General features: G+C 75.5%; 25 protein-coding genes. 15 read left to right on the plus strand and 10 right to left on the minus strand.

Annotation, left to right across the window (positions count from 1 at the left end; translation table 11 throughout):
* Positions 1-15: 15 nt before the first annotated feature.
* The 3 genes from ACI8AG_RS11085 (at position 16) to hpf (ending at position 3,314) form a co-directional block, all read left to right on the plus strand.
* Positions 16-1,719: an LpqB family beta-propeller domain-containing protein gene (locus ACI8AG_RS11085; RefSeq protein ID WP_456597090.1), complete on the plus strand. Its 1,704-nt coding sequence runs from the start codon at positions 16-18 to the stop codon at positions 1,717-1,719.
* Positions 1,720-1,804: 85 nt separating this feature from the next.
* Positions 1,805-2,590, plus strand: coding sequence for a ComF family protein (locus ACI8AG_RS11090; protein WP_456597091.1), 786 nt, complete (start codon positions 1,805-1,807; stop codon positions 2,588-2,590).
* A gap of 40 nt (positions 2,591-2,630) precedes the next feature.
* The gene (gene hpf / locus ACI8AG_RS11095; protein ID WP_456589925.1) at positions 2,631-3,314 is read left to right on the plus strand and encodes a ribosome hibernation-promoting factor, HPF/YfiA family; all 684 of its coding nucleotides are present in this window, start codon (positions 2,631-2,633) and stop codon (positions 3,312-3,314) included.
* Between the two features lie 34 nt (positions 3,315-3,348).
* On the opposite strand, the gene ACI8AG_RS11100 is transcribed toward hpf, so the two are convergent.
* Both ACI8AG_RS11100 and ACI8AG_RS11105 read right to left on the minus strand, forming a co-directional pair.
* Complete coding sequence (locus ACI8AG_RS11100; protein WP_456589924.1) at positions 3,349-3,906, minus strand: GNAT family N-acetyltransferase; 558 nt, start codon at positions 3,904-3,906, stop codon at positions 3,349-3,351.
* Between the two features lie 10 nt (positions 3,907-3,916).
* Complete coding sequence (locus ACI8AG_RS11105; RefSeq protein ID WP_456589923.1) at positions 3,917-4,309, minus strand: pyridoxamine 5'-phosphate oxidase family protein; 393 nt, start codon at positions 4,307-4,309, stop codon at positions 3,917-3,919.
* An 83-nt stretch (positions 4,310-4,392) separates the two neighbouring features.
* On the opposite strand from ACI8AG_RS11105, the gene secA reads away from it, so the two are divergent.
* Positions 4,393-7,425 (plus strand): preprotein translocase subunit SecA, encoded by a 3,033-nt coding sequence (gene secA, locus ACI8AG_RS11110; protein ID WP_456597092.1) that lies wholly within the window; start codon positions 4,393-4,395, stop codon positions 7,423-7,425.
* 87 nt (positions 7,426-7,512) lie between these two features.
* Here secA and ACI8AG_RS11115 read toward each other — a convergent pair whose 3' ends face one another.
* Together ACI8AG_RS11115 and ACI8AG_RS11120 are read right to left on the minus strand one after the other, a co-directional pair.
* The gene (locus ACI8AG_RS11115; RefSeq protein WP_456597093.1) at positions 7,513-7,887 is read right to left on the minus strand and encodes an Rv3235 family protein; all 375 of its coding nucleotides are present in this window, start codon (positions 7,885-7,887) and stop codon (positions 7,513-7,515) included.
* A 300-nt stretch (positions 7,888-8,187) separates the two neighbouring features.
* Positions 8,188-8,823, minus strand: coding sequence for a hypothetical protein (locus ACI8AG_RS11120; RefSeq protein ID WP_456597094.1), 636 nt, complete (start codon positions 8,821-8,823; stop codon positions 8,188-8,190).
* A gap of 96 nt (positions 8,824-8,919) precedes the next feature.
* Between ACI8AG_RS11120 and ACI8AG_RS11125 the strand changes: the two genes are divergently transcribed.
* Positions 8,920-9,489, plus strand: coding sequence for a hypothetical protein (locus tag ACI8AG_RS11125; protein ID WP_456597095.1), 570 nt, complete (start codon positions 8,920-8,922; stop codon positions 9,487-9,489).
* A gap of 4 nt (positions 9,490-9,493) precedes the next feature.
* On the opposite strand, the gene ACI8AG_RS11130 is transcribed toward ACI8AG_RS11125, so the two are convergent.
* Positions 9,494-9,748 (minus strand): helix-turn-helix domain-containing protein, encoded by a 255-nt coding sequence (locus ACI8AG_RS11130; RefSeq protein WP_456597096.1) that lies wholly within the window; start codon positions 9,746-9,748, stop codon positions 9,494-9,496.
* 201 nt (positions 9,749-9,949) lie between these two features.
* Between ACI8AG_RS11130 and ACI8AG_RS11135 the strand changes: the two genes are divergently transcribed.
* From ACI8AG_RS11135 to ACI8AG_RS11155, 5 genes are all read left to right on the plus strand, one after another.
* A complete protein-coding gene (locus tag ACI8AG_RS11135; protein WP_456597097.1) occupies positions 9,950-10,774 on the plus strand; it encodes an SAF domain-containing protein in 825 nt (274 codons plus the stop codon).
* A complete protein-coding gene (locus ACI8AG_RS11140) occupies positions 10,774-12,069 on the plus strand; it encodes an AAA family ATPase (RefSeq protein ID WP_456597098.1) in 1,296 nt (431 codons plus the stop codon). The genes ACI8AG_RS11135 and ACI8AG_RS11140 overlap by 1 nt, the downstream gene beginning before the upstream one ends.
* 62 nt (positions 12,070-12,131) lie before the next feature.
* A complete protein-coding gene (locus tag ACI8AG_RS11145) occupies positions 12,132-13,511 on the plus strand; it encodes a WS/DGAT/MGAT family O-acyltransferase (RefSeq protein ID WP_456597099.1) in 1,380 nt (459 codons plus the stop codon).
* 56 nt (positions 13,512-13,567) lie between these two features.
* Positions 13,568-14,080 carry a DUF6912 family protein gene (locus ACI8AG_RS11150; protein ID WP_456589914.1) on the plus strand — a complete coding sequence of 171 codons (513 nt, stop codon included), beginning with the start codon at positions 13,568-13,570 and terminating at the stop codon, positions 14,078-14,080.
* A 93-nt stretch (positions 14,081-14,173) separates the two neighbouring features.
* Positions 14,174-14,683: a MaoC family dehydratase gene (locus ACI8AG_RS11155; protein ID WP_113798727.1), complete on the plus strand. Its 510-nt coding sequence runs from the start codon at positions 14,174-14,176 to the stop codon at positions 14,681-14,683.
* 23 nt (positions 14,684-14,706) lie between these two features.
* On the opposite strand, the gene ACI8AG_RS11160 is transcribed toward ACI8AG_RS11155, so the two are convergent.
* Positions 14,707-15,123, minus strand: a complete 417-nt coding sequence (locus ACI8AG_RS11160) for an NUDIX hydrolase (protein ID WP_456597100.1) — start codon at positions 15,121-15,123, stop codon at positions 14,707-14,709.
* Between the two features lie 82 nt (positions 15,124-15,205).
* On the opposite strand from ACI8AG_RS11160, the gene ACI8AG_RS11165 reads away from it, so the two are divergent.
* The 5 genes from ACI8AG_RS11165 to ACI8AG_RS11185 all read left to right on the plus strand — a co-directional run bounded on the left by ACI8AG_RS11165 (position 15,206) and on the right by ACI8AG_RS11185 (position 18,599).
* Positions 15,206-15,829 carry a DUF6758 family protein gene (locus tag ACI8AG_RS11165; RefSeq protein ID WP_456597101.1) on the plus strand — a complete coding sequence of 208 codons (624 nt, stop codon included), beginning with the start codon at positions 15,206-15,208 and terminating at the stop codon, positions 15,827-15,829.
* Positions 15,830-15,991: 162 nt separating this feature from the next.
* Positions 15,992-16,150: a hypothetical protein gene (locus ACI8AG_RS11170; RefSeq protein ID WP_456589911.1), complete on the plus strand. Its 159-nt coding sequence runs from the start codon at positions 15,992-15,994 to the stop codon at positions 16,148-16,150.
* Between the two features lie 4 nt (positions 16,151-16,154).
* Complete coding sequence (locus ACI8AG_RS11175; protein WP_456597102.1) at positions 16,155-16,790, plus strand: PH domain-containing protein; 636 nt, start codon at positions 16,155-16,157, stop codon at positions 16,788-16,790.
* 50 nt (positions 16,791-16,840) lie between these two features.
* Positions 16,841-17,698 (plus strand): PHP domain-containing protein, encoded by an 858-nt coding sequence (locus ACI8AG_RS11180; RefSeq protein WP_456597103.1) that lies wholly within the window; start codon positions 16,841-16,843, stop codon positions 17,696-17,698.
* A gap of 37 nt (positions 17,699-17,735) precedes the next feature.
* Positions 17,736-18,599 (plus strand): RecB family exonuclease, encoded by an 864-nt coding sequence (locus ACI8AG_RS11185; protein WP_456597104.1) that lies wholly within the window; start codon positions 17,736-17,738, stop codon positions 18,597-18,599.
* Positions 18,600-18,663: 64 nt separating this feature from the next.
* Here ACI8AG_RS11185 and ACI8AG_RS11190 read toward each other — a convergent pair whose 3' ends face one another.
* Genes ACI8AG_RS11190 through ACI8AG_RS11205 form a run of 4 tightly spaced genes read right to left on the minus strand, consistent with a single transcriptional unit; the run spans position 18,664 to position 23,402 of the window.
* On the minus strand, positions 18,664-19,539 hold the full coding sequence (locus tag ACI8AG_RS11190) for an oxygenase MpaB family protein (protein WP_456597105.1): 876 nt from the start codon (positions 19,537-19,539) through the stop codon (positions 18,664-18,666).
* Positions 19,536-20,456 carry an alpha/beta fold hydrolase gene (locus tag ACI8AG_RS11195; protein ID WP_456597106.1) on the minus strand — a complete coding sequence of 307 codons (921 nt, stop codon included), beginning with the start codon at positions 20,454-20,456 and terminating at the stop codon, positions 19,536-19,538. Before ACI8AG_RS11195 ends, ACI8AG_RS11190 begins: the two co-directional genes overlap by 4 nt.
* Before the next feature lie 49 nt (positions 20,457-20,505).
* On the minus strand, positions 20,506-21,705 hold the full coding sequence (locus tag ACI8AG_RS11200) for an outer membrane protein assembly factor BamB family protein (RefSeq protein ID WP_456597107.1): 1,200 nt from the start codon (positions 21,703-21,705) through the stop codon (positions 20,506-20,508).
* Positions 21,705-23,402, minus strand: coding sequence for a DEAD/DEAH box helicase (locus ACI8AG_RS11205; protein ID WP_456597108.1), 1,698 nt, complete (start codon positions 23,400-23,402; stop codon positions 21,705-21,707). The genes ACI8AG_RS11200 and ACI8AG_RS11205 overlap by 1 nt, the downstream gene beginning before the upstream one ends.
* Positions 23,403-23,422 lie beyond the last annotated feature (20 nt).

Genomic DNA, 23,422 nt, shown 5'->3' on the forward strand with positions numbered 1-23,422 from the left:
CGTGCGTCGGTCGCCGTGGCGTTGCTGACGGCGCTGCTGACGCTGGTCGCGTGTTCGACGGTGCCCACCGACTCACCGACGGTGCTGATCACCCAGGCGCCGGCCCGGGTGCCGGAGGCGGTCGGCATCGAACCGATCGCGCCGGCCCCCGGGGCCAGCACCGAGGAGATCGTCCGCCAGTTCATCGACGCGGCGGCCAGCACCGTGCGCCGTCACCCCGTGGCCCGGGAGTACCTGACCCCGGCGGCGCGGGAGTCCTGGGACGACACGAGCGGCATCAGCATCATCGGCAGCGACTACGCGGTCGTGACGACCGACGAGGGCGCGGTCACCGTGACCGCCAACCTGATCGGCACGGTCGATCCCCGCGGCGTGTTCACCGTGGCCGAGCGGGGCGTCTTCACCCGGGACTTCACCCTGGAGCGAGTCGACGGCGAGTGGCGGATCAGCAACCCGCCGGACGGGCTGATCATGCTCGAGCCGGACTTCCGGCGGCTGTACGACGAGGTCGCCGCCTACTTCCTCGACCCCACCGGGTCGCGCGTGGTCCCCGACCCGCGCTACCTCATCCGCGGCGAGTCCCAGCCCACGGTGATGGTGGAACGGCTGATCGCCGGCCCGTCGCCGGCGCTGGCCGCCGGCGTCCTCAACCCGCTGAGCGGCGTGGAACTGGAGCGGTCGGTGACCGTCGAGGGGCAGACGGCCACCGTGGAGCTCACGGGTCTGCCGGCCGAGCCGGCGCCGCTCCTCGCCGAGATCTGCGCGCAGCTGGTGTGGAGCCTGCAGCAGCTGGTCCGGCCGCGGATCGTCAACGTCGTCGTCCTGCTCGACGGGGAACCGATCGCCCCCGACGGGGTGCCGCAGCGGCAGACCGCCGAGGACTGGGCGTCCTTCGACCCGGACGCCGTACCCGTCGACGGGGTCGGCCACTACATCGATGCGGGGGCCGTCCGCACGGTCCCACGGGGCGACCCGGTTCCCGGACCGGCCGGAGAGGGCGTCTACGCGCTGGAGAGCGCCGCCGTCGCGGCGGCCGGCGGTGAGCTGAACTTCCTCACCGGTGTCCGCGCCGACGGCACGGGCGCCACGCTGCTCGCCGGCCCCTACGGCGGCGAGCTGGCGCCGGTGCTCGACGGCCGCACGCTCAGCGCACCCACGGTCGCCGCGACCCGCACGGAGGCCTGGGTGGTGCGGGACGGCGCGGAGCTGGTCCGCGTTCCCGCCGGAGGGCCGCCGCAGCCGGTCGCCGCTCCCACCCTCCCCGGCCTCGGGCGGGCCGACGTGCTGCAGCTCTCGCCCGACGGCGTCCGGGCCGCCGTGGTGGTGGAGGGCAGCCAGGGGCGCCGGCTCCACGTCGGCACCGTCGTCCGCTCGGACGCGGACGGCGCCGTCGTGCTCCGCGACCTGCGCGCCGTGGCGCCGACCCTGTCCGGCGTCGTCGACGTCGGCTGGCGGGACAGCAGCGAGCTGCTGGTGCTGGCCGGCGACGAGGGTCAGGACCGCATCGTCCCGTACTCGGTGGGTGTGGACGGCTGGGGCCTGAGCCCGGTGCCGACCTCGGGGCTGCCCAGACAGCCCACCGCGCTGGCGGCCGCCCCGTCGCGCCAGCCGCTGGTGAGCACCGGCTCCGACATCTGGCAGCTGTCCGGCGGGAGGTGGGTGACCCTGGTCCGCGGGGAGGAGCCGCTGCCGGGGACGGCGCCCTTCTACCCGTCCTGAGGTGCACCCGTCCTGAGGTGCACCGCCGTCCACAACCCGGAAGCGGCGTCCACCTCGTGCCCGCGCCACCCGGCAGGCTGGCCCGGTGGGCTCCGGGGTGCTGTCGGCGCTGGCCGACCTGGTGCTGCCCCGCACCTGCGCGGGGTGCGGGCTGCCCGGCGCCGTGCTCTGCACCCGCTGCGCGCGGCTGCTGGCCGTACCGCACCTCGCCTCGCCCCGGCGGTTCCCCGCGGGCTTCCCGCCGACGGTCGCCGCCGCGGTCTACGCGGGACCGGTGCGCCCGGTGGTCAACGCGTTCAAGGAGCACGGCCGTGCGGAGCTGGCCGCGCCGCTGGGCACCGCGCTCGCCCTGGCGGTCGCCGGGGCCCGGATCGGGGTGGCCGGGGAGCCGCCGCTGCTGCTGGTGCCGGTACCCGCGTCGCGGGCGGCCCTCCGGGCCCGGGGCCGCGACCACGTGCGCGAGCTGACCGGGCGGGCGGTGCTCGAGCTGCGCGCGGCCGGGGTGTCGGCGCAGGAGTGCCGGCTGCTGCGCCGGCGCGGCCGCGTCCGGGACTCGTCGGGGTTGTCCACCGCCGAGCGGCGGGCCAACCTGGCCGGCACCTTCGAGGTCACCGGCCCGCCGCCGACGCCCGGTGCGCTGCTGGTGCTGGTCGACGACGTGGTGACCACGGGCGCCACGCTGACGGAGGCGGCGCGGGCGCTGGGAGCCGCCCGGGGGGCTGCGGGCGGGGTGGTCGCGGCGGTCGTCGCGGCCACCCCTCGGACGCCGGCAGGCCCGGCGCGGGGTGCCGCGGGGAGCCCCGCGTACCGGACCGGGACGGTCCTCCACCACGACCTCGATCGACTGTCGCGGTCCAGGGGGAGGGACTAGCGTCGAAGCGACCAACGCCCGTCCCCAACCGGGAGGTCCCATGGAGATCGTGGTCCGTGGTCGCAACGTCGAGGTCCCCGAGCACTACCGCCAGCACGTCGAGGACAAGGTCGGCCAGCTCGAGCGGTTCGACGCCAAGCTGTCCCGCATCGACGTCGAGCTCTTCCACGAGAAGAACCCGCGCCAGTCGGCCAGCTGCCAGCGGGTGGAGATCACCCTGCGCGGCAAGGGGCCGGTGATCCGCGCCGAGGCAGCGGGCCCGGACTTCTACGCTGCGCTCGACCTGGCCTCGGGCAAGCTGGACAACCGGCTGCGTCGGGCGGCCGACCGTCGCCGGGTGCACCACGGTCGGCGGACCCCCGACAGCGTGCGCCTCAACGGTGCCGCGCTGGACGCCGGCAATCCCGAGCTGACCATCGAGCAGCAGCTCCAGCTCGACCGCGAACTGGCCTCCGGCACCCACGTCACCGACCTCGACGAGCACCTGCCCGGCCAGATCGTGCGGGAGAAGCACCACCCCGCGACACCGATGACCGTCGACCAGGCCCTCCACGAGATGGAGCTGGTCGGCCACGACTTCTTCCTGTTCCAGTGCGCCGACACGGGCCAGCCGACGGTCGTCTACCGCCGGCACGCGTACGACTACGGCCTCATCCGCCTGGCCCCCGTGGCCTCGGACGGCGCCGCGCCGGCGTCCGCGGTGAAGCAAACGGCGAGCGCCTGACCTGAACGGGGCACGGCCGCCGGCCGTGCCCCGCTCAGTCGCCAGCGAGCCGGCCGAAGAGGACGGCGTCGGCCCACGTGCCGTCGCGCTGGTCCAGGCAGGCGCGCACCACACCTTCCTGGCGGAAGCCGGCACGCCGGGCCACCACCTGCGACGCGGCGTTCGCCACGTCGACGAACAGGTGCACCCGCGGGGCGCCGAGGCCCAGCGCCCAGTCGGCGAGGGCGTGCGCGGCCTCCGCGGCGTAGCCGTTGCCGCGCGCCCAGGGGGCGACCGTGTAGCCGATCTCCGGGCCGAGCCGCCCAGGACGGAAGTGCAGCCCGCCGGTTCCGGCCAGGCGCCCGTCGGCCTCGATCACGACGGACAGCCCGGTGCCCTCGCTGCGCTCCCGTATGGCCACGTCCTCGACGAAGCGGCGGGCGTCCGCGGGGGTGTACGGCACCGGAATCGTCGGGATCCAGCGCTGGGTGTCCGCGTCCTGGGACGCCCGGTGCACCGCGTCGGTGTCGCTGGTCCGGAACGGGCGCAGCACGAGCCGCTCGGTCCGCAGCGTCTCGGTGGGCAGGTCGACGGCGGAGAGATCGAGGCTCACCGCCCGATCCTCACTGGTTGCCGAGGATGCGGTCCACCGAGATCTCGATGACGACCCGGGCCGGGTTCTCCCGCGGCTGCTTGTACCGCCGCGCGTACCGCTCGACCGCGTCGGCCACCGACGCGGCGTCGTCGCGGACCACGGCGGTGCCCTCCAGGGTGGCCCAGCGGCGCCCGTCGACCTGGCAGACGGCGACCCGGGACCGCCCGTCACGGACGTGCCGCGCCTTGACGGAGGTGCCGGAGGTGATCACCCGGGCGGTCCGGGTGGCCGCGTCGTAGGTGACGCCGACGGGGACCACGTGCGGGCTGCCGTCGGGGCGCAGGGTGGTCAGCGTCGCGAGGTGCCGCTCGGTGAGGAACTCCAGCAGCCCGGGGCCGGGGTCGGACGGATCGCGTGCCATCGCTGCAGCGTACGGATGGGACGCGTGGTGCCCGGGGCGGTCGCCGCGACCGCAGCCGCGGCCGGGCCGCCTACGCTGGGGGCGTGCTGTTCTCGAAGATCCTCCGTGCCGGTGAGGGCAAGCTGGTCCGACGCCTCGGCAGAATCGCCGACGCCGTGGAGTCGCTCGCCGACGACTACACCGACCTCTCCGATGCGGAGCTCCGGGCGAAGACCGACGAGTTCAAGGCGCGCCACGCCGACGGCGAGTCCCTCGACGCGCTGCTGCCCGAGGCGTTCGCGGTCGTGCGCGAGGCGGCCACCCGCACCCTGGGGCAGCGGCACTTCCGGGTGCAGCTCATGGGCGGTGCGGCGCTGCACCTGGGCAACATCGCCGAGATGCGCACCGGTGAGGGCAAGACGCTCACCGGGGTCCTCCCCGCCTACCTCAACGCGCTCTCCGGCAAGGGCGTCCACGTGGTCACGGTCAACGACTACCTGGCCAAGCGCGACGCCGAGTGGATGGGCCGCGTGCACCGCTTCCTGGGGCTGTCGGTCGGCAGCATCCTGTCCGGCCAGACCCCCGCGCAACGGCGCGAGCTGTACGCCTGCGACATCACTTACGGCACGAACAACGAGTTCGGCTTCGACTACCTGCGCGACAACATGGCTTGGAGCAAGGCCGACCTGGTGCAGCGCGGGCACCACTACGCGATCGTCGACGAGGTCGACTCCATCCTCATCGACGAGGCCCGCACCCCGCTGATCATCAGCGGCCCCGCCGAGACCGCCGGCAAGTGGTACCAGGAGTTCGCGCGGATCGTGCCGCTGATGAAGCGCGACGTCCACTACGAGGTGGAGGAGGACAAGCGCACCGTCGCCGTCACCGAGGAGGGCGTGGAGTTCGTCGAGGACCAGCTCGGCATCGACAACCTCTACGAGGCCGTCAACACCCCGCTGATCGGCTACCTGAACAACGCCCTCAAGGCCAAGGAGCTGTTCAAGAAGGACCAGCAGTACATCGTCAGCAACGGCGAGGTCCTCATCGTCGACGAGTTCACCGGCCGCGTGCTGGCCGGGCGCCGCTACAACGAGGGCATGCACCAGGCCATCGAGGCCAAGGAGCGGGTGAAGATCAAGGACGAGAACCAGACGCTCGCCACGATCACCCTGCAGAACTACTTCCGGCTCTACGAGAAGCTCTCGGGCATGACCGGCACGGCCCAGACCGAGGCCGCCGAGCTGCACCAGACCTACAAGCTGGGGGTCGTACCGATCCCGACGAACCGGCCGATGGTGCGGCAGGACCGCTCCGACGTCATCTACAAGACGGAGAAGGCGAAGTTCGACGCCGTCGTCGACGACATCGCCGAGCGGCACGAGGCCGGCCAGCCGGTGCTCGTGGGCACCGCCAGCGTCGAGAAGTCCGAGGTGCTGTCGAAGTACCTGCTCCGGCGCGGGATCCCGCACGAGGTGCTGAACGCGAAGAACCATGCCCGGGAGGCGTCGATCATCGCGCTGGCCGGGCGGCCGGGCGCGGTGACCGTGGCCACCAACATGGCCGGGCGCGGTACCGACATCCAGCTCGGCGGCAACGCCGAGTTCATCGCCGACGAGGCGCTGCGCGCCCGCGGGCTGTCGCCGACGGAGACCCCGGAGGAGTACGAGGCCGCCTGGGACGAGGCCCTCGAGGCGGCGAAGGCCCAGGTGAAGGCCGAGCACGAGGCGGTCGCGGAGGCCGGCGGGCTGTACGTCCTGGGCACCGAGCGGCACGAGAGCCGCCGGATCGACAACCAGCTGCGCGGGCGTTCCGGCCGGCAGGGCGACCCGGGGGAGTCGCGGTTCTACCTCTCCCTGGGTGACGACCTGATGCGCCGGTTCAACGGCCCGATGCTCGAGTCGATGATGAACACCCTCCGGGTGCCCGACGACCAGCCCATCGAGTCGAAGATGGTCAGCCGGGCGATCCTCTCGGCGCAGACCCAGGTCGAGCAGCAGAACTTCGAGGTCCGCAAGAACGTCCTCAAGTACGACGAGGTCCTCAACCGCCAGCGCACCGTCATCTACGACGAGCGGCGCAAGGTGCTCGAGGGGGCCGATCTGCACGAGCAGGTGCGGTCGATGGTCGACGACGTGGTTTCCGCCTACGTCGACGGCGCCACCGAGACCGGGTACGCCGAGGACTGGGACCTCGACCAGCTGTGGAGCGGTCTCAAGGCGCTGTACCCGGTCGGGGTCACCGTCGACGAGCTCGTCGCGCAGAAGGCCGGCGGGGAGCAGTCCGACCTCTCCGCCGAGGACCTCAAGGCCGCGCTGCTCGACGACGTCCACCGCGCCTACGAGGAGCGGGAGGCCGCCCTCGGCGCGGAGGTCATGCGCGAGCTGGAGCGGCGGGTGCTGCTCAGCGTGCTCGACCGCAAGTGGCGCGAGCACCTCTACGAGATGGACTACCTGCGGGCCGGCATCCACCTGCGCGCGATGGCCAACCGCGACCCGGTCGTGGAGTACCAGCGCGAGGGCTACGACATGTTCGTGGCGATGCTCGACGGCATCAAGGAGGAGTCGGTCGGCTTCCTGTTCAACCTCGAGGTGAAGACCAAGGACGAGCAGGAGGCCGAGGCGAAGGCCAAGCAGGCCGAGGCGGAGGCCAAGGCGCTGGCGGCTGCCCAGGCCGGCACGGCGAAGCTGCTGGCCCGGCAGGCCGCGGCGGCGAAGGCGGCCGCCGGTGGCGCTGCGGCCGCGACGGCGCGCCGCTCGTCGGCGCCCGCGGCACCGAACGCCCCGCTGGTGGAGGCCCCTGATCCGGCGGCCGCTGTCGCGGATGCCCCTGCTCCGGCGCCCCCGTCGGAGGTCCCTGCTCCGGCAGCTCCCGCACCGGCTGCCGAGGCAGCCGAGGAGGCGGCCACGGCCGGCACCGGGCCGGTGCTGGCGGTCAAGGGTCTCGACGAGCCGCGCCGTGCGCCGGAGAACCTCACCTACTCCGCGCCCAGCCTGGACGCATCCCCGGCCGAGGGTGGAAAGGCCAAGGCCGCCAAGACGGCGACGGTCTCCGGCACCAAGGAGACCCCGCGCAACGCGCCCTGCCCGTGCGGGTCGGGCCGGAAGTACAAGCAGTGCCACGGGGCGGCCGGCAACTAGCAGAAGGACCCCGTCCGGACGCCACGACGCCCCGCCGACCGGCACACGGTCGGCGGGGCGTCGTCGTGCAGGGGCGGCCCGCGGGGCTCAGCCGATCTGCAGCACCGTGCAGCGCCAGTGGCCGTCCATGCCCTCCAGTCGAGCCGCCACGGCGTGCGCGCGGCCGCCCCGGTGCGCGACGGCGCTGACCTCCGCGACCCCGTCCACCGGCTCGCAGACGCGCACCCGGCCGATCACCACCGGCGCGCTGCCCTCGGCGCACCACCGCGGGCGGCGGCCGGCCGACAGCGCCGCGTAGACGCCGGGCGAGGCCAGGGGCCGCACCTGGGCGAGTGGTCGCCGCCCGGCCAGCGCCTCCAGCGCCGTGGTCACCAGCCGCCGGGCCGCCGCGCCGACCGGCGGGAGTTCGTCCCGCCCCGTGAGGACGGGGCCGAACTCGTCGCACGCGGCGGCGGGGGCCACAACGCTCGGCCGTGGGCCCGGGCGTGGGACGGGCCGGGGGAGCGGCCGTCCCGGGTGCACCAGCCGCAGAGCCGGCAACGGGTCGGCCGGCGGCTGCGGTGTGGGGACGACGGTCAGGCGCAGGGCCGGGCGTGCGGTGGGCGGGGCGGGGCGGGACGGCGCGGTCATCGGGGCTCCCGGGAGTGGCGGTCGGTGGCGGACGGGCGGGTCACGGCAGGGCGGGCGGGCGCAGCACCTGGCCGGGTAGCAGCAGGTCGGGGTCGGGGCCGATCACCTCGGCGTTGGCGCGCCACCAGGCCGTCACGGCGGTGGCCACCTCGGCGGTGGCGGGCGCGCGCCCCGTGGTGCGCGCCAGGTGTCCTCGGCGATGCGCCAGAGGCAGTCGCCGCGCACGACGACGTGCTCGTCGGCGGAGGGGGCCGGCGGCCAGTCGGGCGGCGCATCGGCCCGCGCACCGTCGTCCGGCATCGGCGCGGCAGGCGGTGCCGGGGCCGGCCAGTCGGGGACGGCGCTCCCCGCTCCCGGACCGGGCCGGGCCGGGACCTCCTCCGCCGCGGCCGCGGCCGGCAGCCCGGGCGCGGCGGTCACCAGCAGCGGTGGGGCGATGCCCAGGCCGACGCCCAGGGCGAGGGAGGCGGCCCGGCGTGCGGATCGGGGGAGCAGCCCGCGGAGTGCGCCGTCGGCGAGGGCTCCGGCCGCGCCGGGCAGGGCCGAGCACGCGGTGAGCGCGAGGCCGAGCGCGCCCCAGCCCCACACCGCCCAGGCGAGCAGCCCCACCAGGTGGAGGACGAGGACGTCGGCGCCCGCCGTGTCGGCCGTGCGCTGCGCGGCGCCGAGCGCGGCGAGGGAGGCAGGGACGGCGGGTGTCAGCAGCCCCAGCAGGACGGCGATCGCGGCCATGCCGAGGCCCGTGCCGAGCAGTCGTCGCGCCGACATCCGCGCCTCCTCCGTGTTGACGTTGCGTCACTAAAGCAATCAAACGCAAGCAAACGCAAGTATTCGCACGATCTAGGCTGTCGGTGGAGGTGGGAGATGCGGTGGCAACAGCTGTTCGCCGACCTGCAGGCGCAGTTCGAGGCGGCGGAGGACGCGGAGGAGCGGGCCGAGTGGGCGTCGCGTGCCCGCGCGGAGATCGGTGCCGTCCGGCTGGCCGACCGCATCGGGGGCGCGCTCGGCGCGGAGCTCGTGGTGACCTGCCGCGGCGCGGGACGGGTCCGGGGGGTGCTCGCCGACCGGGGGAGCGACTGGCTGCTGCTCACCGACGAGCGGGGACGCGACCAGCTCGTGGCGGTCGCCGCGGTGCGGGCCGTCGACGGGCTGGGCCGGTGGACCGCGCCGGCGGAGGAGGCGGGCCCGGTGCGGGTGCGGCTGGACCTGCGGCGGGCGCTGCGCGGGCTCGCGCGGGACCGGAGCGCCGTCCAGCTCGTGCTGGACGACGGCACGCAGCTGACCGGGACGATCGACCGGGTGGGCGCCGACTACCTGGAGGTGGCCGAGCACGCGGCGGACCAGCCGCGTCGCCCGCACGCGGTGCGGCGGGTGTCGGCCGTGGTCGTGGACGCGGTAGCCATGGTGCGCACCCTGGTGCCCGGCTGGGACTGAGGCGTCAGGCCCGCTGGTCGGCAGCCTCCTCCGCGTCGGCACCCGGAGCCGGCTCGGCGGGCACCGTGCCCGCGCGGGCCTCGGCGTACTTCTGCTGGATGAACCGCTCCAGCTCGTCCACCTCGACGCGCCACTGGCCGCGGCCACCGATCTGGATGGCGATCAGCTCCTTGCGGCGCACCAGCGCATAGGCCTGCGACCACGAGACGTTGAGGATCTCGGCGACGTCGTCGAGGGTCAGGAAGCGAGGTGTGGGCATCGGCGTCTCCATCCGGTCGCCGTCCAGTCTGTCAGCCGTGCCGGTGGTCCGTGGCGCCCGTCCACACCCGAACGTGTGGACGGTGGATGCACGAGTACGCACGCGTGCCGCATCATCGGCACCCCATTGCCGCCATCGGCCCGTTCCCGCGAGCCGACGCGCCCGACCGGGCCGGTGGCCTGCCGGCAGAGAGAAGGTCGTGTGACCGTCGTGCGCACCCCGGGCGCCGTCCCGGACGCCCCCGAGCTGCCGGCGGGGCCCACCCCGCGGCGCGTCCGGGCGCCGGGGTGGCTGGACCTCCGGCTGGTGCTGGGGGTGCTGCTCGTCCTCGCCTCGGTCCTGCTCGGCGCGCGGGTGGTCAGCGCCGCGGACGCCACCGTGCCGGTCTGGAGCGCCGCCGACGACCTCGCGGCCGGGACGGTGCTGACCGCGGACGACCTCGTGGTGGTCGACGTCCGGCTCGACGACGCCGCGGACCGGTACCTGGCGGGCAGCACCCGTCCGGACGGCAGCACCCTCGCCCGCGGGGTCCGGGCCGGGGAGCTCGTGCCCCGCTCGGCCCTCGAGGAGCCGTCGGACCTGGTGCAGCTGGCGCTCCCGGTCCAGGCCGGCTACGTGCCGCCGGGCCTGCGCCGGGGGCAGCTGGTCGACGTGTACGCCGTCGCCGACCCGGCGGCCGGGGCCACCGGGCCGGCCGTCGGCAGCGTGGACCTCGTCGTCGGCGCTGCGCCGGTGCAGGCGCTGTCGGGCAGCTCCTCGGGCATGCTCTCCACGCCGACCACCACGGTGCAGGTCGTGGTGAGCGTCGCGGCCGACGACGCCGCCGACGTGTTGGCGGCCATCGCCGGGCGCCCGCTCGTGGTCGTCGCCCACCCGGCCGGGGCGACCGCGGTGCAGCGGACCGGCATCCCGGCGCCGTCGAGCGCGGCGCGCGCCACGCCCGCACCGTCGTCCGCGGCCGGCCCTGCTCCGGGGCCGGCCGCGGCCACCGAGGGAGCGCCCGCACCGGCGGGACCGACCGGCTGATGGCACTGCAGGTCTTCACCGCCGTGACCGGGGCCGGCTGGGAGTCCGAGCTCGTCGGCGCCCTCGACCGCGACGACCACGGGGTGACCGTCGTCCGGCGCTGCGTCGACGTCTCCGACCTGCTGGCCGCCGCCGCCACCGGCACCGGTCAAGCGGCCCTGCTGTCGGCGGAGCTGCGCCGCCTCGACGGCGACACGGTGGCCCGGTTGCACGCGGCCGGCGTCGCGGTCGTCGGGCTGGTGGAGCCCGGCGACGACGCCGCGGCGCAGCGGCTGCGCCGGCTCGGGGTCGCCCAGGTGCTGCCGGCCGATGCCGATCCGGAGCTGATCGCCCGGGCGCTGCGGGAGGCGGTCACGGGCGCACCGGCGTCCGGCCACGACGTCGCCGACCTGCGCGCGGCGCTCCCCGGGCCCGGTGCCCCCGTCGAGCCGGCGCGGCCGCCGGGAGAACGGGGCCGGGTGGTGGCGGTCTGGGGACCGACCGGGGCCCCCGGCCGGACGACGGTCGCGGTCGGCGTGGCCGACGAGTCCGCTCGGCTGGACGTTCCCACCCTGCTCGTGGACGCCGACGTCCACGGCGGGGTGGTGGCGCAGGTCCTCGGGCTTCTCGACGAGTCGCCCGGGCTCGCCGGCGCGGCCCGGCAGGCCGGCCTCGGATCACTGGACGGCGCGGCGCTGGCCGCGCTGGCGTGGGCGGTCCGCCCCCACCTGCGCGTCCTCACCGGCCTGGCCCGCGCCGACCGCTGGCCGGAGCTCCGGCCGGCCGCGGTCACCGCGGTCCTCGAGCAGGCGCGCCTCCTCGCGCGGCTGACCGTCGTCGACTGCGCCTTCGCCGTGGAGGACGACGAGGAGCTCTCCTTCGACACCGTGGCGCCGCGCCGGAACGGCGCCACACTGGCCGTCCTGGAGCACGCGGACACGGTGCTGTGCGTGACCGGGGCCGACCCCGTCGCCCTCCAGCGGTGCGTGCGGGCGCTGGAGCAGCTGCGCGACGTGCTGCCCGACGTCGAGCCGCTGCTGGTCGTGAACCAGCTGCGCCGCGGACCGGTCCCGGGTGAGCCGCGCCGGGAGATCGGGGAGGCCCTGGAGCGCTTCACCGGCCGGCGGCCCCGGTTCTTCCTCCCGGCCGACCGGCGCGCGACCGATGCCGCGCTCGCGGCCGGCCGCACCCTGGCCGAGGCGGCGGCGGGCTCGGCGCTGCGCACGGAGGTGCGCGCCCTGGCCGCCCAGCTCGCGGGGGTCCCCGTCCCCGTGGCCGGCCGACGCGGGGCGGTGCGCGGCCGGCGGGCGGGCTGAGCGCCGGGCTGTCCGGAACCGCGTCGCCGTCGTAGCGTGAGGGCCCGGTCGGGAGGAGCACGATGGTCGAGCGGTTGGGCACCCTGGAGGCCTCGTTCCTCTACCTGGAGGAGCCGGGCGTCCCCATGCACGTCGGCGGGGTGCTGATCCTCGAGACGCCCCCCGGTGGCCTCGACGCGCTCGCCGCGCTGGTCGAGGCGCGGCTGTCGCTGGTGCCGCGGTACCGGCAGCGGGTCGCCGAGGTGCCGGGGCACCTGGCCAACCCCGTGTGGGTCGACGACCCCGACTTCGACATCACCTACCACCTGCGCCGGTCGGGGCTGCCGCGGCCGGGCACGGAGCAGCAGCTGCTCGACCTGGTGTCCCGGCTGATGTCCCGCCCGCTGGACCGGCGGCGCCCGCTGTGGGAGGCGTACCTCGTCGAGGGCCTCGGCGGGAACCGGGTGGCGGTGGTGACCAAGACGCACCCCGCGCTCGTGGACGGGCTCAGCGCCGTCGACATCGGGCAGGTCCTGCTCGACGTCTCGCCGGACGCGCCGGCACCGGAACCGGCGGAGTGGCGGCCCCGCCGGCCGCCCTCGGGCGTCGAGCTCGTGTGGTCGGCCCTCGAGGACTACCGGCAGCGCCCGTCGTCGCTGGTCGGGCTGGCGCGCTCCGCGGCGACCGACGCGCGCGCCACCGCCGTGCGGATCGGCGGGGTGACCGGCGGCCTGCTCCGCACCGCGCGCTCGGCGATCCTGCCCGCGCCGCACAGCCCGCTCAACACCCCGGTCGGGCGGCAGCGCCGGGTGGCAGTGGCCTGCGCCGACCTCGACGACCTGAAGCGGGTGCGGAAGGCGCACGGGGGGACGGTGAACGACGTGCTGCTCACCGTCGTCGCCGGTGCGCTCCGGGAGTGGCTGCTCTCGCGCGGTGAGCCGCTCGTCGGCGGCACGTCGGTGCGGGCCCTGGTGCCGGTGTCGGTGCAGGACGAGGACGGCTCCGCGGGCAACCAGGTCACCTCCCACCTGGTGGACCTGCCGGTGGGGGAGCCCAATCCGAGGGTCCGGCTCGCCCGGCTGACCTACGCCATGCGCGGGCTCACCCAGCACGGGCAGTCGGTCGGGGCGGACAGCCTGATCGCGCTCAGCGGGTTCGCCCCGTCGACGCTGCACGCGCTGGGCGCCCGGGCGGCCCGGGGGCTCTCCCGGCGGCTGTTCAACCTCGTGGTGACCAACGTGCCGGGCCCCCAGGTGCCGCTGTACGCCGCCGGTGGCCGGGTGCTGGAGGTGTTCCCGGTGGTGCCGCTGGCCCGCGGGCAGGGGCTGTCGATCGGCATGACCTCCTACGACGGCACGGTGTTCTTCGGCCTCAACGCCGACCGGGACAGCATGGGTGACGTCGACGTGCTCGCCGACCTCATCGAGCAGGAGGTCGCCGGGCTGGTCGAGACCTCGTCCTGACCCGCCGTCCGGCGGCGGCTACGGTCGTCCTTCCACCGACGAAGGGGGTCAGCCGGGTGCGCGTGTACCTGCCGGCGACGACGAACGTGCTCCGCACCCTGGTCGAGGAGGGGCACCTGCCCGCTCCGCAGACCGTCTTCGCGGTCACCCCGCAGCTGCGCGAGTTCTATGCGCTCAGCGACGCGGAGGCCGACACCGAGGAGCTGGAGTACGCCGCGCTCCTGGCCGCGGCGCGGGCGAGCCTGCGGCTGCTCGACCTCGACCCCCTGGCGGCCCGCCGCCGGGTCGTGCTCGCCGCCGACGTGCCGGATGACGCGGTGACCCCGATGGACGACCCGCACGTGGAGCGCGGCGCGGCCCGGCTGGCCCACGAGGTGCGGCTGCCCGAGGTGGTGAGCGCGCACATCGACGACGCCGAGGCCGAGGAGGACGTCCGCCGGGCGGTGGGCGTCGTCCTGGAGGCCGACCTCGGCAGCGAGGACGCGCAGTTCGTCGTCGACCAGGCGGAGGGGCACGAGCTCGGCTGGTACGCCAGGCAGGAGCTCGGACCGGTCCTGGAACTGCTCTGACGCCGGGGCCCGCGGGCGCCCGCGGGTGCCGGCCCGTGCCGCGTCCGTAGGATCACCAGCCGTCTGTCAGCGTCGACGTCGGGAGCCAGCGAGATGCAGTTCGGTCGGTACTACGAGGAGTTCGAGGTCGGGGCTGTCTACAAGCACTGGCCCGGGAAGACCGTCACCGAGTACGACGACCACCTGTTCTGCCTGCTGACGATGAACCACCACCCGCTGCACATGGACGTCAACTACGCGGAGAAGACCACCGACTTCGGGAAGAACGTCGTCGTCGGGAACTACATCTACTCGCTGCTGCTCGGCATGAGCGTCCCCGACGTCTCGGGCAAGGCGATCGCGAACCTGGAGATCGAGTCGCTGCGGCACGTCGCCCCGACCTTCCACGGCGACACGATCTACGGCGAGACGACGGTGCTGGACAAGACGCCGTCGAAGTCGAAGGACGACCGCGGCGTGGTGTACGTGGAGACCATCGGCTACAAGCAGGACGGCACCGTCGTCTGCATCTTCCGGCGCAAGGTCATGGTGCCCAAGCGCTCGTACGGGGAGGCCCGCGGCGGCGAGCAGCCCGGCCGCCCGGAGCCCACCCCCCGCGGCTGACGACGGCGGGGCGTGCGATCGGGTCAGCCCGGCAGCACGCCCCACTCCCGCAGGGTCTCCACGAGTCGCGGCGTGCACCGCAGGGCGGCGATCGTCGCCGCGTCCGCGAAGACGACGTCGAGCGCGTCGTCCCCGGCGACCGGCTGCGCCCCGGGCTCCAGCAGGGCGCACGCGAGGTCGACGACGTCGTAGACGACCGCACCGCCGTCGATGCGGATCCGGCCCACCTCCGCCCCCGCGCGGACCCGCAGCCCGGTCTCCTCGCGGACCTCCCGCTCGACGGCCTGGCCGACGGTCTCGCCCGGCTCGACCCGGCCGCCGGGGAGCGACCACAGGCCCCGCCCCGGCTCGTTGCCCCGGCGCACCAGCAGCAGGCGGCGCTCCGCGTCGTGCACGACGGCGCCGACGCACGGCACCGCGGGAGGCTCGGCGGCGGTCACACCCGGGAGGCTACGCACGCCGGCCGCGGCCCCGCACCGCTGCGCTTGACGATCGGGGCCGCTCCCGCGACCGTGTTCCCCGATGAGTGCGTCACCGGTCTGCCCGCGCTGCGGTGAGCCAGTGGCCGTCCGCCACGGATCCGAGGCGCACGCCTGGTGCCACCGGCACGGCGCGGTCACGCCGCTGCACCACACCGCCCTGGTCGCCCACGACGCGATCGCCGCCGTCACCGCCGACGCGCGGGTGCCGGCGTGGGTGCCGGACCCGGTGCCCCCGGGCTGGGCGGTGACCGGGCTGGCCTGGGGTGGTGAGCCGGGCGCCCGGGCGATCGTCGTCGACTGTGCCGGACCGGCCCCGCTCGGGGGCGCCGCCGAGCTCGTGCTGGTGGCCGAGGAACCCGGTACCGGCGTCGGCTGCGGCTACGCCGGTCTCCCGGGGCTCGACCCGGGGGACGTGATCTCCGGGCCGAGCTCGGTCGACGTCGAGGCCGCCGGCCAGCACGCCCCGCTGTGGGCGGTGCCGACGAGCCAGGACCGTGCGGCGTTCGTGGGGGAGGCCTACGGGGTCTGGCTGTGGCTGGTGATGTGGCCGATGAGCGCCGCCTGGCTGCTGGTCGAGGAGCTGCGGCTGCTCGACCTGCGGGAACGGATCTACCCCGACCTGCCGCTGGGGCCGGTGGGGGAGCACCTGCTGCCCGGCCGCTGATCCCCGGTCGCGGAACCGACCGGGCCGCTCGTGACCGGCGCGTCGGTGTGGTGCGCCGTGGGGCCTGTGTTACTCATGGGACGAACGCGTCCGCCGCACCCGGCGGACCCTCCTGCCGGCCCGGACGCCCGGGCTGCCTCGTCCCACACCACGGAGGTGGCGGTGAACCTCAAGAAGGTCCTCACCTGGGTGGTCGTCGCCTTCGTGCTCTTCTACGTGATCCAGGCGCCGGAGTCCTCGGCGGAGATCGTCCGCAGCGCCGGCGAGGCGCTCGGCGAGGCGGCGTCGTCGCTCGCGCAGTTCGTCGGCTCCCTGGTCTGAGCCGGTGGCCGATGCTGTCGGGCTCCCGACCAGGGCCGCCAAGGACGTCCGGAAGTACCTGCTCGACGACGAGGACGCGGTGGTGGTCACCCGCCGGCACTGGGCGGTGCTCGTCGTCCCCACCCTCAAGTTCCTGCCGGTCCTGCTCGTCGGCGGCTGGCTGCTCGTGCTGGACCCGGAGAACCGGGTCACCAGCACCGTCGGGATGCTCGTGGTCCTGGTCGCGCTGGCCACCTACGCGATGCGGGTCGGTGAGTGGTGGATGCGGCACTTCATCGTCAGCCGGCGGCGGGTGCTGCTGACCTCGGGCGTGATCGTCCGGACGGTCACGCTGCTGCCGCTGCGCCGGATCACCGACCTGACGTGGAAGGAGACCTTCTTCGGCCAGCTGCTGGGCTACGGCACCTTCCGGTTCGAGTCCGCCGGGCAGCAGCAGGGGCTGTCGGAGATCACCTTCCTGCCGCGCGCCGGCGACCTCTACCGCGAGGTCAGCGGCCTGCTGTTCGGCAGCGACTGGGGCAGCGCCGGCGCCGGGGACGACGAGGGCAACCCCGAGTCGCCGGCACCGGCCGGGCCGGTCGCCACCGGCGGACGGCGGGACACCGAACCCATCCCGCCGCTCCCGCCGCGAGAGCCGTGACCGGCCGCTCCCCGGGTGGTGCATGCCCGCGTGCGGCAGGCTGACCGGTGATGCGGATCGACCTGCACACCCACTCCTCGGTGTCCGACGGGACCGACGACCCCGCCGCGCTGCTGGCCGCCGCGCGGGCCGCGGGCCTCGACGTCGTGGCGCTCACCGACCACGACACGACGGCCGGCTGGGCTGCGGCGGTGGAGAGCCGTCCGGCCGGGCTGACCGTCGTCCCCGGCATGGAGATGTCCTGCCGCTGGTTCCCCTCCGACCAGCCGCCGATCAGCGTGCACCTGCTCGGCTACCTCTTCGACCCGCTGCACCCGGTGTTCGCGGCGGAGCGGGCCCGGCTGCGGGACGAGCGCCTCGGTCGCGCCGAACGGATCGTGGCGGCGCTGGCCGCCGACGGGTACCCGGTGGTCTGGGCGGAGATCGTCGCCCACGCCGGCGGCGGGGTGATCGGCCGACCGCACGTGGCGCAGGCGCTGATCCGTGCCGGCGTCGTCGGCACCGTCGCGGAGGCGTTCGCCGGGCTGCTGCACCACCGCAGCCCGTACTACGTCAGCAAGGCCGACACCGACGTCCGCGAGGGGATCGCTCTCGTGCGGGCGGCCGGCGGCGTGCCGGTGTTCGCCCACGGGCTGGCCACTGCGCGCGGCCGGGTGGTCGGGGACGACGCGATCGCCGCCATGGCCGCGGCCGGGCTGCTCGGCCTGGAGGTCGACCACCCCGACCACACCGCCGAGCAGCGCGCCCACCTGCGCGGGCTGGCCGCCGAGCTCGACCTGATCGCCACCGGCTCCAGCGACCACCACGGCACCAACAAGGCGACGCCGCTCGGCGCGTGCACGACGGACCCGGCGCAGTTCGAGCGGCTGCTGGCGGCAGGCACCGGCACCGCGCCGTGGCGCGACTGATCCGGAAGCGTCGCCCCCCGCGGCTACCGTGACCGGTATGCGCAACCCCACGGACGGCGGGCAGGGCGTCCTGCCCGGCATGCCCCGGCGGCTGCTGCGCGCGAGCCCGAAGTCGCTGGCCGACTTCTCCGACTGCCCCCGGCGCTACCGGTTCGCCAACGTGGACCGGCCGAGCCCGCCGCGCGGCCCGCGGTTCGCCCACCACACCGTCGGCACGGCGCTGCACCAGGTGCTCTCCTCGTGGTGGGACCTGCCCGTCGAGCGCCGCACGCCCGGGGCCGCGCGGCAGCTGCTCGTCGCGGCCTGGAGCCCCGCGGGGTTCCGCGACGACGAGCAGTCCGACCGCTGGCGGGCCCGGGCGGCCGGCTGGCTCACCGACTACCTCGCCGGCGTCGACCCGACCGAGGAGCCCCGCGCCCGGGAGCGGACCGTCAGCACGATGACCGAGCGGATGACGCTCTCGGGCCGGGTGGACCGCATCGACGAACGCGGCGAGGAGCTCGTCGTCGTCGACTACAAGACCGGCCGTGCACCGAGCACCGACGACGAGGCGCGCGGCTCCCAGGCGCTGGCGCTCTACGTCCTCGCCGTCCGCCGCACGCTCCGCCGGCCGTGCACCCGGGTCGAGCTGCACCACGTGCCCTCCGGCACGGTGGCCGCCTTCGAGCACACCGAGCGGTCGCTGGCCAACCACGCCCGGCGGGCCGAGGACGTCGCCATCGACATCCAGGCGGCGAGCGAGGCGGTGGCCGCCGGGCAGGACCCCGACGCCGCCTTCCCGGCGGTCCCGGGCAAGCAGTGCGGGTGGTGCGACTTCCGGCCCAGCTGCCCGGCGGGGCAGGCCGCCGGCCCCGCCCGGGAGCCGTGGAGCTTCCTCCCCGAGGACGACACGGCCACCTGATGGAACGGCCACGTTGCAGGGTCCCGCCCCGAGCTCGCAAGGGGTGGGGCAGCGTGGTCCTCTCTCAGGCGGCCGGCGCCACGGCCGCGCGGACGAGCCCGGCGCGCACGATCGGTGACCGGTACGCCCGGTCGGGCAGCGCCAGGAACGCGGCCCGGAACGCCCGGAGCCCGGCGGTCGCCGCGGCGTCGGTCAGCGCCAGCCCCGGCAGGGAGTACATCCTCCGGGCCCAGGCGGGCAGCAGCGCGAAGCAGAGCGCCGCCAGGGTGCCCCACACCGGCCTCGCCGGCGTCAGCACCTGCAGCCACCCGGGCATCGGCGGCAGGAAGAGGTCCCGGACACCCTTCACGGCCGCCGGGGTGGCCGCCAGCGAGGGCCGCATGCCCTCGAAGTACGCGTCGAGCTCGGCCACCGACCTCGGCACCGTCGCCAGCGGCACCCCCACGAGGTGCGCGAAGGCCACCTGCTCGTCCACGTAGCGGTCGGCCTCGTCGTCCGACAGCGCCACCCCCGCCCGGCGGGCCGTCGTCAGGATCGACGCGACGGCGCAGGCGTGCACCCACAGGAGCAGGTCCGGGTCGTCGACCCGGTAGGCGCGGCCGGTCGTCTCCTCGACGCCGGAGAGCTTCCGGTGGTAGCCCCGCACCCGGGCGGCCATCCGGCGCGCCTCGGTCCGCCGCCCGAAGACGACCGTCTCCATGTACTGGCCGGTGCGGGTCATGCGCATCCACCAGTCGTCCTTGAAGCCGGCGGAGTTGCGCGCGACGCCGTCCATGGCCACCGGGTGCAGGGCCTGGAGCATCAGCGCCCCCATCGCGCCGACGTGGTACGCGGGGTCGCCGTGGATCCGCCAGGTCACGCTCCCCGGGCCGAAGAAGCCCAGGCGGTCCTCCTCCTCGGTCCAGTCGTCGGGCGAGGGCAGCGGTGCCAGCCGGCTCACGACCGCTCCTCGGCGCTCGACCAGAAGTCGCAGAGCACCTCGAGGGTGCGCGGCGGGTTCTCGACGGCGGGGGAGTGGATCGCGTTGTCGATCACCTCGTGCCGGGCGCCCAGCCGGCGGGCCATGTCGGCCTGCACGTGCGGCAGCCAGGCGTCGTCGGCCTCCCCGTGCGCCACCAGGACCGGCACACCGGCCTCCTTCAGCTCGGCCACCCGGTCGGGTTCGGCCAGCATGGCGTCGGCCATGCCCCGCAGCCCGGCGGCGGAGTTGCGCAGGAAGCGGCGCGAGTAGAACTCCCGGGTCGGCGCCGGTACGGCCTGCGCCTTGGGATCGGTCATCGCGAGCTGCTCCAGCGTCTCGTGGACCAGCGGCACGCCTCCGGCGTCCAGCAGGGGGCCCAGGTGGTCCAGCAGCTCGGCGCGGCGTCCGGTGAGCCGGGAGGGCCCCGACCCGAGCAGCGTGAAGGTGGTGAACAGGCCAGGTTCGGCCAGGACCGCGGCCCGGGTGACCAGCCCTCCGAAGCTGTGCCCCACCAGGTGGAGGGGCGCACCGGACTCCTCCCGCAGCACCTGCGCCACCGCGACGACGTCGGCGCCGAGGGCCGCCACCGAGTACTGGGCCGGCTCGTCGGGGCCCGGTGACTCGTACTGCCCCCGCTGGTCCAGCGCGACCACCCGGTACCCGGTGGCGGCGAGCGGGCTCAGCAGCGGGGCGAAGTCCTCCTTGCTGCCCGTGTAGCCGGCCACCATCAGCACGGTGCCGCGGGCGGCGCTTCCCCCGGTGTCCAGTGCGGCGAGCGGCCCGGCGCCACCGGGAAAGGTGCGTGCGACCGCGTCGTGCCGCGCGAGCTGGCGGAGGTCGTCGGGCGCGATGGCGAGGGACACGGGTCGGGCATCGGGGCCGCCGGGCAGGACCATGGCCCCCAGTGAACCCCGAACGCAGCGGGCGCGCCGGGGCGGGGCGGCCTCAGCGGTAGACGCGGACCTCGCCGGGCAGCGCGAGGACGACCGCAGGGCCGACGACGGTGGCCACCGCACCCTCGGGCAGGTCGCTCGCTCCCGACCGGCCCAGCTCGTCGCCGGTGCCGGCGTCGAGGTGGACGATCCCGTCGGACGTCGGGACGGGCAGCGTCGTGGTGCCGTCCGCGGTCGCCTCCCCGGGTACACCGGTGGTGGGAGCCGTCCACAACGGTCGGGCGGACTCCGGGTCGAGCGCGGTGAGCGTGCCCCCGGCGGAGACCAGCACCGCGGTCTCGGTGGCCGACGCCCGCACCGCGGACCCGGGGCCGGCGGCCAGGGTGGTGAGCAGCGAGCCGTCGGCGGCGGAGAGCAGCTGCACCTCGTCGCCCAGGCGCACCGTGACGAGCTGGTCCGCGCCCACCAGCTCGGTGGTCCCACCGTCGGATCTCGGCAGGTCACGGGTCCAGTGCGGGTCGCCGTCGAACCCGTCCAGCAGCTCGAGCTGCGCGGTGTCGGAGCCGGCGCACTGCTGCAGCACCGCCACGCCTGCGTCGCCGGCCGCGGACCGCAGCAACCGGCAGCCTTCCGGAGGGGCGTACCGCCAGCGGATGCCGCCGGCGGTGGGGTCGAGCGTGACGATCCCGGTGGGGCTGTGGGCCAGCACGATGCGGTCGGTGGAGGAGAGGGTCGCGTCCGCGCGGAAGTCGACGTTCCGGGTCCACGCGCGGACGCCGGTGCCGGCGTCCAGGGCGACCGCCTCGTCGCACCGGTCCTCGGTCCGGAAGACCGCCACCGCGACGCCGTCGGTCGCCGTAAGCCCGCAGAGCCGGGCGTTGGCCCGCGTGTAGTGCCAGGCCTCCTCGCCGGTCGCCGGGTCCAGCCCGCGCACCCCGTGCGGCGAGCCGACCAGCACGCGCCCCTCCTCGACGACGTCCCCGGGCACGGGGTCGCCCTCGGTGGACCACGCCTCGGCGACGGTGCCGGCCCGCGCCCCCGCAGGGGGATCGGCCGGAGGCGCGGTGCTGCTCGACGTGGCGGCCGCGTCCGAGCCCCGCCACAGCAGCGCGGCGACGACGACCAGTGCGACCGTGGCCGCCGTCCAGACCCACACCCGCAGCGGCGGCACGCCGACGGTGGTGGGCCGGCCACCCGCCAGGGGCCCGCGCCGAGCGTGCGAGGCATGGGCCCCCGGGAGGTGCTCCGTCATCAGCCCTCGGAGCCGGCGCCCGAACTCTCCGCGCCGGCGCCACCCGCGCCCGAGCCGCCGCGTCCGGCACCGCCACGCCGGCGCCGGCGGCGCGGCCTGGCGCTCCCACCCTCGGCGGAGGCCGCCGGGGTCGTTCCGGCCGGTGCGGCGCCCTCTGCCGCCGGGGCGTCGGCAGCGGCCGCCGACTCCCCGCTGCGGCGGGTCCGCCGCCGCGGACGGCTCTTGCCGCCGCCCGCGGACTGCTCGTCGCCGGGCTCCTGGCGCTGCGCCGGGCCGCGCGAGTCGCCGCGACCCGCGGGGCGGTTCCGCTTGCCGGTCTCGCCGAGGTCCTCGAGCACCTCCGCGTCCAGTCCCTCACGGGTCCGCTGCGAGCGCGGCAGCCGGCCCTTGGCGCCTTCGGGGACGTCGAGGTCGGTGTAGACCCACGGGGAGGTCGAGTAGGTCTCCGGCGGGTCGGCGAAGTCCAGGTCCAGCGCCTTGTTGATCAGCTGCCACCGGGGGATGTCGTCCCAGTCGACCAGGGTGACCGCGACACCGGTCGACCCTGCGCGGCCGGTGCGGCCGATGCGGTGCACGTAGGTCTTCTCGTCCTCCGGGCACTGGTAGTTCACGACGTGGCTGACGCCGGTGACGTCGATGCCGCGGGCGGCGACGTCCGTGGCCACCAGCACGTCCACCTTGCCGCTGCGGAAGGCCCGCAGCGCCTGCTCCCGGGCGCCCTGACCCAGGTCGCCGTGCACGGCCGCGGCGGCGAAGCCGCGGTCGACGAGCTCGTCGGCGACCTTCTGCGCGGTGCGCTTGGTGCGGCAGAAGACCATGACCAGGCCGCGGTCGCGGGCCTGCAGCACGCGGGAGAGCAGCTCGGGCTTGTCCAGGTTGTGCGCCCGGTAGATGAACTGGGTGGTCTGCGGAACCGTCGAGCCCTCGTCGTTGCCGTGGGCACGGATGTGCGTCGGCTGGGTCATGAAGGTCCGCGACAGGGTCACGATCGGGCCGGGCATCGTGGCCGAGAAGAGCATCGTCTGCCGCTTCTCCGGAACCATCGCGAGGATCCGCTCGATGTCGGGCAGGAAGCCGAGGTCGAGCATCTCGTCGGCCTCGTCGAGGACGAGCGCCTTGACCTTGCCCAGGATCAGGTCGCCCCGCTGGGCCAGGTCGAGGAGTCGACCCGGCGTGCCGACGACGACCTCGACACCCTTGCGGAGCGACTCGATCTGCGGCTCGAAGGCGCGGCCGCCGTAGATCGCCTCCACGCGGATGCCGCGCTTGGCGCCGGCGGCGCCCAGGTCGCGGGCGACCTGCACGCACAGCTCGCGAGTGGGGACGACGACCAGTGCCTGCGGCACCCCGTCACCGCCCTCGGCCGGCGGGACGACGCGCTGCAGGAGCGGGACGCCGAAGCCCAGGGTCTTGCCGGTGCCGGTGCGCGCCTGGCCGATGAGGTCGTTGCCGGCGAGCGCCAGCGGGAGGGTGAGCTCCTGGATGGCGAAGGTGCGGTGGATGCCCACGTCGGCCAGTGCGGCGACGATGTCGGGGTGCACGTCGAAGTCGCTGAACAGCGGGCTGTCGGCGGCGACGGGGGCGCCGCCGAGCTCCTCGACGGTCTGCGCGAGCTCCTCGGGAGCGGGCGCGCCGGTCTCGGCGTGCTCCAGCTCGGGGGCGGTGGTCTCGGTGGAGGTCTTCTCGGTGGAGGTCAAACTCTCGCCTCTGGTCTGCT

The organism is Blastococcus sp. SYSU DS0552 (assembly GCF_054050815.1).